An 11,234-nucleotide genomic window follows, 5' to 3' on the forward strand; every position below is an offset into this window, starting at 1 on the left:
TGAATATGACAGTACAAACAGCACAAATTGTAAAAAACTACATTGGCGGCGAATGGGTAGAATCCATTTCAACTAAGATGGAAGCTGTATATAATCCTGCAACAGGAGAAGTAATCGCTCAAGTACCACTTTCAACAAAAGTAGATGTTGAACAAGCTGTATCAGCAGCAAATGAAGCGTTCAAATCGTGGTCTAAAACTGCTGTACCAAAACGCGCTCGTATTCTATTTAAATATCAACAATTACTAGTAGATAACTGGGAAGAGTTAGCGAAACTAATTACGATTGAAAACGGAAAAAGCTATAACGAGGCTTACGGTGAAGTTCTTCGTGGTATTGAGTGCGTGGAGTTTGCAGCGGGTGCTCCTACATTAATGATGGGAAAACAGTTACCTGATATTGCAACAGGTATTGAGTCTGGCATGTATCGTTACCCAATTGGTGTTATAGGCGGCATTACACCTTTTAACTTCCCAATGATGGTTCCATGCTGGATGTTCCCACTTGCGATTGCTTGTGGTAATACATTTGTATTAAAACCTTCAGAGCGTACACCACTTCTAGCAGCAAAATTAGCAGAATTAGCTGCAGAAGCAGGCTTACCAAAAGGTGTATTAAATATCGTAAATGGTGCTCACGATGTAGTAAACGGTCTTCTTGAACATAAATTAGTGAAGGCAATTTCATTTGTAGGTTCTCAGCCTGTTGCAGAATATGTATACAAAAAAGGAACAGAAAACTTAAAACGCGTTCAAGCACTAGCGGGTGCGAAAAACCATTCCATTGTATTAAATGATGCGAATCTTGAGCTAGCAACAAAGCAAATTATTAGTGCTGCATTCGGTTCAGCTGGTGAGCGTTGTATGGCTGCTTCTGTTGTAACAGTAGAAGAAGAAATTGCAGATCAATTAGTTGGAAGACTAGTAGAAGAAGCAAATAAAATTGTCATCGGCAATGGTCTGGATGAAGATGTGTTTTTAGGACCCGTTATTCGTGATAACCATAAAGAGCGCACAATTGATTACATCGATTCAGGTGTAGAACAGGGCGCTACATTAGTTCGTGATGGACGCGAAGATACAGCTGTAAAAGGAGCTGGTTACTTCGTTGGGCCAACAATTTTTGACCATGTTACAAAAGAAATGAAAATCTGGCAAGATGAGATTTTTGCTCCTGTTTTATCTATTGTTCGTGTGAAATCATTGGATGAAGCGATTGAAATTGCCAATGAGTCTCGTTTTGCAAATGGAGCTTGTATTTATACAGATAGCGGGGCAAGTGTACGTCAATTCCGTGAAACTATTGAATCAGGTATGTTAGGTGTGAATGTTGGGGTTCCGGCGCCAATGGCATTCTTCCCGTTCTCTGGCTGGAAAGACTCTTTCTATGGTGATCTTCATGCGAACGGTACTGACGGCGTTGAGTTTTATACAAGAAAGAAAATGCTTACATCTCGTTGGGAAAAGTAATTATTAAGAGAGAAGTAGAATCTGTCTAGTTGCTTGTAAGCAAAAGTAACGGAAGTAGTAAAACATAAGAAGGAAGTATTAGGAGTCTATCAAATTCCTAATACTCCTTTTTCATATGCAGAATGACTGTTAGAGATAGAAAGGAGCAAATTATATGCAAACTGTTAGAATGACGACCGCGCAAGCATTGGTGAAATTTTTGAACGAGCAGTATGTAGAGTTTGATGGAAAGCAACAAAAGTTTATTAAGGGAATCTTTACGATTTTTGGTCATGGGAATGTAGTAGGCCTAGGTCAAGCTTTAGAAGAAGATGCAGGGGAATTAGAAGTATACCAAGGGAGAAATGAACAAGGAATGGCAAATGCTGCGATGGCCTTTGCAAAACAAAAACATAGAAAACAAATTATGGCATGTACTTCTTCTGTTGGTCCTGGATCAGCAAATATGATTACCTCTGCAGCAACAGCTTCAGCAAATAATATTCCCGTGTTACTACTTCCAGGAGATGTATTTGCAACGAGACAACCTGATCCTGTTCTTCAACAAATTGAACAAACAAATGACTTATCTATTTCTACAAATGATGCTTTCCGTGCAGTAAGTAAGTACTGGGATAGGATAAATCGTCCTGAACAATTGATGACAGCTATGATTCAAGCGATGCGTGTTTTAACAAATCCGGCAGATACAGGAGCTGTAACAATTTGTTTACCACAAGATGTCCAAGGGGAAGCATGGGATTTCCCAGATTACTTCTTCCAAAAGCGTATTCACCGTATTGAACGTCGTCTACCTACAAAAGCCAGCTTAGCGGATGCAGTGGAAATGATTAAGAGAAAGAAAAAGCCAGTTATGATTTGCGGTGGTGGTGTAAGATACGCAGAAGCGGCAGAAGAGTTAAAACAGTTTGCTGAAACATTCCACATTCCATTTGGAGAAACACAAGCTGGAAAAAGTGCGATTGAAAGTAGTCATCCATATAATCTTGGTGGCATCGGGGTAACTGGAAATATAGCAGCTAATACAATTGCAAAGGAAGCCGACCTTGTTATTGGAATCGGGACGAGATTTACTGATTTTACAACGGCATCGAAACAATTATTTCAAAATGAGGAAGTGGAGTTTTTAAACATCAATATTTCAGAATTCCATGCGAATAAGCTGGATGCATTAAAGGTTATAGCGGATGCGAAAGAAGCGCTTCTTGCTCTAATAGAGGAACTGCAAGTAATGGATTATCGATCTAGTTATACAGTAGAAATTGATGATGCAAAAGAGGCTTGGGAAACAGAATTATCACGTCTACATAATATTCGCTTTACAGGTCAAGATTTCACACCAGAAGTAGAAGGCCATTTCGATGGGGATTTAAATGAATACGTGGATGCACTTGGTACACATTTAACACAGACCGCAGTCATTGGACAAATCAATACATTACTCGATGAAGATGCAATTATCGTTGGAGCGGCAGGAAGTCTTCCAGGTGATTTACAAAGAATGTGGACATCAAGAAAACCAAATACATATCACATGGAGTATGGATACTCTTGCATGGGCTATGAGGTTGCGGGCGCACTTGGTGCAAAGCTAGCTGAACCATCGAAGGAAGTATATGCAATGGTAGGGGATGGTAGTTACCAGATGCTTCATTCTGAGCTTGTCACAAGTCTTCAAGAAAACAAAAAAATTAATATCTTATTGTTTGATAACTCCGGATTTGGTTGCATTAATAACTTACAAATGGGTAATGGAATGGGGAGCTTTGGAACAGAGTTTCGCTACCGAAACCAGGAAACTCGTAAATTAGACGGGGCAATTATGAAAATTGATTTTGCAGCTAGCGCAGCTGGATATGGAGTGAAAACATATCATGTTACATCACTAGAACAATTACAGGAAGCGCTTATTGATGCGAAAAAACAAACATTTTCTACATTAATTGATATTAAAGTACTACCCAAAACAATGACAAATGGATACGAGTCATGGTGGCATGTAGGTGTTGCGGAAGTATCTAAAAGTCAAAGTATGCAAGCTGCGTACGAGAGTAAAGTAAGTAACTTGCAACAGGCAAGATCTTATTAGATTAGGACACAAAGAGAGTTTTTTATCTACATGCATATTGATTAGGAAGCTCTCTTTTCAATAACCGGTTAAGAGAATTTGGCGAAATTCTATCACATTTTGTAAAGAGGAGAGACAAGGGGATGTTTAAAGAAAATACAGTTAAGCTTGGAATTGCACCAATTGCTTGGACAAATGATGATATGCCGGAGCTAGGGGCAGAAAATACGTTTGAACAATGTATTAGTGAGATGGCACTAGCTGGATTTAATGGAAGTGAAGTAGGGAATAAATATCCGAGAAATATAGTTGTATTAAAAAAATCTTTAGAATTACGAAACTTGGAGATTGCTAGTGCATGGTTTAGTACGTTTTTAACAACGAAGCCGCTTGAAGAGACAGTACAAGCATTTATTAAGCATAGGGATTTCTTGCATGACATGGGTGCAAAAGTCATCGTTGTTTCAGAGCAAGGGCATAGTATTCAAGGGTTAATGGATGTACCACTATATAAAAATAAGCCTGTTTTTACAGAAGAAGAGTGGGATAAGCTTGCGGATGGATTACATCACCTCGGTAAATTAGCTCAGGAAAAGGGGCTACATATTGTATACCATCATCATATGGGTACGGGTGTTCAAACAACGGCAGAAATTGAAAAGTTAATGGACATGACTGATCCAGCGCTTGTATCTCTGCTTTTTGATACAGGTCATCTTGTTTTTTCAGGGGAAGAGCCACTTTATGTTTTGAAAAAATATTTACCGCGTATTAAACACGTACATTTAAAAGATATTCGTCAAGAAGTAGTAGATGCTGTAAAGGAAAACGAATTGAGCTTCTTACAGGCAGTGAAGAATGGGGCATTTACAGTTCCCGGGGATGGCGTAATTGTATTTGATGAAGTGTTTACTATCCTTGCAAATTCTGATTATCAAGGGTGGTTTGTGGTAGAAGCAGAGCAAGACCCAGCTTTAGCGAATCCTTTTGAATACGCATTAAAAGCCCGAAAATTTATACAAGAAAAAGCAGGTCTGTAATTTAAGCATTTTAAGATTATCCCTAAGTAAATGGTATGGTAATCAACATCTCTTCTTACAAAAGGGGTAAAAAGACATGACGGTTGGTTTTACATGTAATAAATAATATTGAAATAGGGGAGTATGTAATGCCATTAGTTCAAATGAAGGATATTTTAATGAAAGCAAATCAAGAGAATTATGGGGTTGGAGCTTTTAGTGTCGCTAATATGGAAATGGTAATGGGAGCTATTAAAGCAGCTGAAGAGTTAAGTTCACCGCTTATTCTACAAATTGCGGAAGTTCGTTTGAATCATTCGCCAATTCATATGATTGGTCCTTTGATGGTAGCTGCAGCGAAAAAAGCAACTGTTCCATTAGCAGTTCACTTTGATCACGGGATGACGTTTGAAAAGATTAAAGAGACGTTAGAGATTGGTTTTAGCTCGGTTATGTTTGATGGATCTCACTATCCGTTAGAAGAGAATATCCAAAAGACAAAAGAAATTGTAGAACTTGCGAAACAGTATGGAGCGACGGTAGAGGCTGAGATTGGCAGAGTTGGTGGTAGTGAGGACGGATCAGAAGATATTGAAATGTTGCTGACAAGCACTACAGAAGCAAAACGATTTGCAGAAGAAACAGACGTTGATGCGTTAGCTGTTGCAATTGGAAATGCGCATGGTATGTACAATGGCGATCCTGATTTACGATTAGACTGCCTACAAGAGATTAATGAGGTAGTCCATATTCCACTCGTATTACATGGTGGTTCTGGTATTAGTTCAGAGGATTTCAAGCAATGTATTCAACATGGTGTTCGTAAAATTAATGTAGCAACAGCCACATTTCAGAATGTAATTACTACGGTTAACACTGCCGTCATGAATACTCCGTATTCAGATTACTTTACGTACCACCAGGATGTTATTAGGGCTGCATACGAAAACGTTAAAAGTCATATGCAAATATTCGGAAGTGAAGACAGAGCATAATCACAAAAGTTTTGTTCAGTAATAGTTAGACGAAACTCGGAATGTAGTTAGCTGACAAAAGTAGAGAATGATTGAGTAGCCATTAAATAAAAGGGGGAGAAAGCCATGTTGGGAAAATTGGGTGAATTAAATGAAGGATATAATGTATTAACAGAAATGAACGGTCAATGCAGTGATATGTTAATGGATATAGGCATATATAAGATGTCTAATGGGAAAGAAGAGTTGCTATTTGATGATAAGAATGAAACAGCGGTTCTTTTACTGGAAGGGGTAATACGTTTAGAGTGGGAAGGAATGGAACAAGTTATTCAAAGACAGTCTGTGTTTGAAGAAAACCCTTGGTGCTTACATGTATCTAAAAATGTGAAGGTTACCATTACTGCTCTTTCAGATAGTGAAGTGCTTGTTCAAAAAACAGATAATGATCAAGAATTTGCGTCTAAGTTATATACTCCAAATGAGTGTCAAAGTGTTGTAGCTGGAGATGGAGTATGGGAGGGAACGGCGCAGCGTGTTATTCGTACAATTTTTGACTATAACAATGCAGCATATTCTAATATGGTAGTAGGAGAAGTTATTTCTTATCCAGGGCGATGGTCCAGTTATCCACCACATCACCATGATCAGCCAGAGGTATATTATTATCGCTTTAATAAGCCACAGGGATTTGGATGTGCAATGGTTGGTGAGGATGCATATCGCGTTGTACATAATAGCTTTATTACAATTCCAGGTGAGCTAGACCATCCACAAGCAACAGCGCCTGGATATGCCATGTATTTTTGTTGGATGATTCGACATCTTGAAAATAATCCATGGAATGATCGTATCATGGAGGAAGAACACAAGTGGTTATTAGAACCAAACGCAAAAATTTGGCCAGAAAAGGAATAGATAAAAATAAAGGTTCTGGTGCAAAAAAAATTTGAAAAGCTGAATCGTAGGTGATTGAAAGATTTGTATACGCAATAATCCCTAACAGGTTTCAGTTTTAAATATATAGAATAAAAAGGTTATCAAATGCCGAGCGAAACTCTCAGCGGATGATAACCTTTTTAACGTATTCCCCGAAAGAATTCTCCTTCCTCAAGCGTGTGAAGGGCGTAGCCCAACGATAGGTGGGAGATGAATTTCGGTTTGGCATAGCCAAAAACTTTTGATAAACTAGCTATATGAAGTTCTTTGATAACTTGATATAGAAGGTTGCAGGAAGAAAATAGAGTGCGAAAACCAAGCCATTCGGTTCCTGCGTAAAATATCAACCGTACCAAAAGAGCATCCATGCGTTGGACATCTAGGGGTGGAACACCCCGAAGTAACGCTCAGGGAGACGAAAGGTTAATTTCGTCGTGGAACTGAGAAGCTCCCACTTCAAGCTTTGCTAAGTGGCGAGTAGTTCACGTAGCGTTATACCCTTACAAAATATATTATTGAGCCACTCCAAATACATTGATTTCAGCCGCACTTGTCCATGGATTATTGTTTACCTCGCTTAATGCACGTAGTCTAATATAACGACCTGTCTTGTTCGCAAAGCTGACTTCTTTCAAATTAGTATTATTTGCAAAAGCACCTATGGATACAGCTGTTCCCCAGTTCACTCCATCACTACTGACGTAAAACTCATAGTCCTTAATCGTTCCATTTATTTGGCCGTCTTGCCTTGGCAAGTAGCTGAATTTGGAGAGATTATAGGTTGCACCTAAATCAATTTGAATCTCGTGCGGCATTGGAGCTACGGGGCTCCAGTTTGTATGCCAAAATGTGTCTTTGTTTCCATCAAAGGCATACGTACCTAAATTGTACCAATTATAGCTATCTACATATTTTAGTGACCAGTTTGTTTGCGGAATTAAACTAGCTTCTTTTGTTGTGACTGCTACATTCATTGCAGAATTACTTGTACTTGTAGTTGTAATTGTTACTCCTGATTTTTCTCCCGTGTAGGTATTACTATTCGGATTGGTGTCTGGACCAAAGGTAGCAGCATGATTTTGATTCGTGTAATAGAAAGGGTCTTGGTATTCACTGATAGATTGTTCTATATCAATGAAAGGATGAGGATCACTGGAATTATTATTCATCGATTCATCAATATGCCAAACCGCAATACCACCAGAATTAGTTGGTAAGCTCGCATCATACCCAACCTTTGCGCGATTCTCAACTAAAAAATACGTATTATCCTTTAAAGGAATCTTTAACACATTATAGTTATTTGGGATCGCATTTAGAGTAAAATTGTTGCTGGTATTTACTACATTTGGCGTTACAAAGCCTAGTTTTACCTTGGACCAAGCATCCATATGATCTGGCGTAGTTCCATACTCTTCTCCTGGCAGACTATTCCAAGCCCCATTCCCCATTATACTTAGACTACCCACACGGTTATTGTCACCATATAGATCTGGAAGACCAAAAGAATGTCCTAACTCATGAGCAGGTATACCAATTGTCGCCATATGACCATATTGTTTTTCACCCTGCGCTGTATACAGTCCTGATACTGTAACACCATCGTGATTTGTATTAGGAGCATATGACTGATGTGCCCAAATATTTGGAAGTGGACCGCCACTAGCCTGTTCATTACCAGCAAGAACAGTTACAATGTAGAAACCATCTTTGGAGTCAATGATTTGATCATTATTAGTATCAAGACTAGCAAAATTCACTTGGGAATCCGCTTTAGCCAATGCATCTGTTATAACCGTTCCCATACTTTTTCCCGATGTACTCGGATGAGCGTAGTCTAATTTTACTTTAACTACCCCATCATTTTGCGTACCATATGTTTCGGAAGCTGGAGTGATTTGTACTTTTCCATTACTTACTTCATTATAGTAATTCTTTACTGACTTTTGATTTGTAGAAAAGAATTTATTACTCCAATCGTTATCGTTATATGCAATATCAACATCTGTAAATCCAATTAATAAAACAAGCAATTTTTTATTTCCTAAAACTGGAGTGACAGTTCCATCTATATTTTTGGGTGCTTCTATTTGTAAATTATTCATGTACTCCTGTTTTTTCTTTGCTTGAGGGTTGTATTTCTTTATCCATTTGTTCAAATTGTTCTCATTTACCGCCATCGAAGGCTTCTTATCAATTTTATATTTTTTTCCCGTCGATTTCAGTTCATCTGATGTAAGCTCAGCGTAATTCCAATATCCCTTCTGATCTTGTAAAAGTACGTCACCATCCTTTGTACTTACCCAATGGAACCATTCATCACCATGTAACGTGCCCTCAAAAGATTCGCCTGACGGCTGCTTCATGTGGACAACTCCATCGTATGCTGGTGCCGCAAAAGCGTTCGTTTGAACATACAAAACACAAATTAAAGAAAAAACGGATATGAACAGGAATTTAAAAATTCTTTGCATAAACCTTCCCCCTTTTTCATTGGTATATGGAATATTCTGTTAATATCCAGACTAAATTCATACATGGAATAGATCGACAGATACACCTGTATAACACTAACAGAATACCTTTAATTATAATTACAGGAAATTGAAAAAATGTTATCTTTTATAAAATTAATGTTTTCTCAAGATTATTCAATAAAACAGGATAGAAAAGATTTCAAATAATTTATATACAAAAAAAGTAGTGTGAATTCACTACTTTTTTATTGCTCTAATTATTAAAATAAAAGAAGTGAAAGTGGGGGAAGTTCAATTTCTCAGGATGATGAATTTCATACTATCGGACAATTATGGAATACAAAAATGCAACAATTATTAAGCGACGATATTGAAATCCATTTTGTAGAGATACCGAAATTGGTAAAACAATAGCGTGAAGAAAAAGTAAACCCTTAGGAAAATACATTTGTTCGTTGGATGTTATTATTACCGGCACATGAAGATGAATACTTAACTCAAACATTGGAGGAGATTGCGATGAATCAAGATCCAATTTTACAAAAGGCAATAAATAAATGGGAAAATATGAGCCATGATTCTTCTTTCCGAACAGCATATGAAGCTCGAGAAAAATTACTTTTAGATGAACAAGCTAAGCTAGCACATGCAGAACAAGAGGGCATGGAAAAAGGCATTGAGCAAGGTAAGATGCAAATGATCCGAGGAATGCATGAAATTGGTGTACCGCTTGAAACTATTGCAAAAGCAAGTAAGTTGAGTGTAGAGGAAATAGAACGTATCTTGAAATTAAAGTAAATATAAGAACCTATAGAACTTATGAATAACAGAAAGTAGACATTCATTGTTATAGTACGTTTAATAGAAAAGCATTGCTGAACAATTCGGCAGTGCTTTTTCTATATCATTTTTTGTTTTTCATGCAGAATCACCCGCAAAATCACTTGTGTAGTTTGAGTTTTCTGAATAATAAGTTACATTTTTAAAGTTCAAGCAATTTTATGACAGTACAAAAAGGGGAGAAATATTGTTATTATGCAAAAAATGAAATGGAAGAACTATTTATGTTATTTTGTTATTCTTATACTTCTTGGAACAGCAGTAACAGTCAAACCATCTATCTCAAAAGCTGAGGAATCTGATGTTAATATTACACTGTTAGGTACTGCCGATATTCATGGTAGATTTATGCCTTGGGATTATGCGCTTGATGGTGCAAATACGAGTGGAAGTTTAACGCAGCTTTATACGGTTATAAAGAAGGTGCGTCAAGAAAATCCCAATACCATATTAGTAGATGCTGGGGATACAATTCAAGGAAATTCAGTAGAGTTATTCAATGATCAGCCACAATCGCCAATGATGGTAGCGATGAATGCAATGGAATATGACGCCTGGGCATTTGGAAATCATGAATTTAACTTTGGATTAGATACATTGAAAAAAGTTAGTGAGCAATATAAGGGTAAGACACTAGCAGGAAATATTTATAAGGAAAATGGAGAGCGTTTTCTTCCTGCATATACAATTGTTGAAAAAGGTGGAATTAAAGTCGGGATTATTGGTATGAATACACCAATGATTAGTGATTTTGAAAAAGGGACAGATCATTTGGATGGTTTAGTTGTGAAAAATCCAGTAGAAGAGACAAAAAAGGCAATTAAAGAATTAGAAGGTAAAGTAGATGTAATGGTAGGCGTTATGCATATGGGACTAGAAAATGAGAATGGAATCCCTGGTACTGGTGTTCAAGATATTGCGAATGCTTGTCCGGAACTAAGTGCTATTTTTGCAGCTCATATGCATAAACTTGTTAAAAAAGAAGTTATAAATGGCGTTATTATTACAGAACCAGATAAATATGGAACACATATCTCACGTATTGACCTTACTTTTACAAAGCAAAATGGAAAGCTGGTTTTAAAAGATAAAACTGCTACAGCTATACCTGTAAAAAATACTGATGGAACAACAATAGTATCTGATCCTACACTTGAAGACACACTGACACCTTTTCACGAGTATGCGAGAGGAGATGCAAATGTTGTTGTCGCTCAATTAAAGGGTAGAAACCTTGTTCCTGAAAATGAAATAAAGGGTATTCCAAGTGTGCAGATTCAAGAGACACCTTTATCAGATTTCTTTCATGAAGTCATGCTCTACTACATCAAAGCAGATGTAGTCGCCCATCAAATTGATAACGATAATGCCCGTTTGGATGTAGGTCCTATTAAGAAGAAAGATATTGCGTATAACTATCAATATGTTTTGGGAGAAATTACAGTATA

General features: G+C 37.4%; 7 protein-coding genes and 1 pseudogene. 7 read left to right on the forward strand and 1 reads right to left on the reverse strand.

Features of this window, described 5'->3' with window-relative positions; genetic code table 11:
- Positions 1-5: 5 nt before the first annotated feature.
- The 5 genes from DT250_RS04550 to DT250_RS04570 all read left to right on the forward strand — a co-directional run bounded on the left by DT250_RS04550 (position 6) and on the right by DT250_RS04570 (position 6,448).
- Positions 6-1,469: a CoA-acylating methylmalonate-semialdehyde dehydrogenase gene (locus DT250_RS04550; RefSeq protein WP_149212657.1), complete on the forward strand. Its 1,464-nt coding sequence runs from the start codon at positions 6-8 to the stop codon at positions 1,467-1,469.
- Between the two features lie 154 nt (positions 1,470-1,623).
- Positions 1,624-3,558, forward strand: coding sequence for a 3D-(3,5/4)-trihydroxycyclohexane-1,2-dione acylhydrolase (decyclizing) (iolD, locus tag DT250_RS04555; RefSeq protein ID WP_149212658.1), 1,935 nt, complete (start codon positions 1,624-1,626; stop codon positions 3,556-3,558).
- 122 nt (positions 3,559-3,680) lie between these two features.
- Complete coding sequence (iolE, locus tag DT250_RS04560; RefSeq protein WP_149212659.1) at positions 3,681-4,577, forward strand: myo-inosose-2 dehydratase; 897 nt, start codon at positions 3,681-3,683, stop codon at positions 4,575-4,577.
- Positions 4,578-4,705: 128 nt separating this feature from the next.
- Positions 4,706-5,551: a class II fructose-bisphosphate aldolase gene (locus DT250_RS04565; protein ID WP_149212660.1), complete on the forward strand. Its 846-nt coding sequence runs from the start codon at positions 4,706-4,708 to the stop codon at positions 5,549-5,551.
- A 105-nt stretch (positions 5,552-5,656) separates the two neighbouring features.
- Positions 5,657-6,448: a 5-deoxy-glucuronate isomerase gene (locus tag DT250_RS04570; RefSeq protein ID WP_149212661.1), complete on the forward strand. Its 792-nt coding sequence runs from the start codon at positions 5,657-5,659 to the stop codon at positions 6,446-6,448.
- A 533-nt stretch (positions 6,449-6,981) separates the two neighbouring features.
- On the opposite strand, the gene DT250_RS04575 is transcribed toward DT250_RS04570, so the two are convergent.
- Positions 6,982-8,943 carry a M6 family metalloprotease domain-containing protein gene (locus DT250_RS04575; RefSeq protein ID WP_149212662.1) on the reverse strand — a complete coding sequence of 654 codons (1,962 nt, stop codon included), beginning with the start codon at positions 8,941-8,943 and terminating at the stop codon, positions 6,982-6,984.
- A gap of 300 nt (positions 8,944-9,243) precedes the next feature.
- Here DT250_RS04575 and DT250_RS04580 point away from each other — a divergent pair.
- Positions 9,244-9,744: pseudogene (locus DT250_RS04580) on the forward strand (Rpn family recombination-promoting nuclease/putative transposase); the annotation flags it as partial.
- Positions 9,745-9,981: 237 nt separating this feature from the next.
- The coding region (locus DT250_RS04585; protein WP_179952833.1) for a metallophosphoesterase at positions 9,982-11,234 on the forward strand (1,253 nt) is incomplete at its 3' end.

The organism is Bacillus sp. AR2-1, from assembly GCF_008368755.1.
Taxonomy (GTDB): Bacteria; Bacillota; Bacilli; order Bacillales; family Bacillaceae_G; genus Bacillus_A; species Bacillus_A wiedmannii.

Excerpts from the sequence above, each read along its gene's own strand:
- DT250_RS04570 (WP_149212661.1), top strand. The coding sequence starts at position 5,657 with ATGTTGGGAAAATTGGGTGAATTAAATGAAGGATATAATGTATTAACA.
- iolE (WP_149212659.1), top strand. The coding sequence starts at position 3,681 with ATGTTTAAAGAAAATACAGTTAAGCTTGGAATTGCACCAATTGCTTGG.
- DT250_RS04550 (WP_149212657.1), top strand. The coding sequence starts at position 6 with ATGACAGTACAAACAGCACAAATTGTAAAAAACTACATTGGCGGCGAA.
- DT250_RS04565 (WP_149212660.1), top strand. The coding sequence starts at position 4,706 with ATGCCATTAGTTCAAATGAAGGATATTTTAATGAAAGCAAATCAAGAG.
- iolD (WP_149212658.1), top strand. The coding sequence starts at position 1,624 with ATGCAAACTGTTAGAATGACGACCGCGCAAGCATTGGTGAAATTTTTG.
- DT250_RS04575 (WP_149212662.1), bottom strand. The coding sequence starts at position 8,943 with ATGCAAAGAATTTTTAAATTCCTGTTCATATCCGTTTTTTCTTTAATT.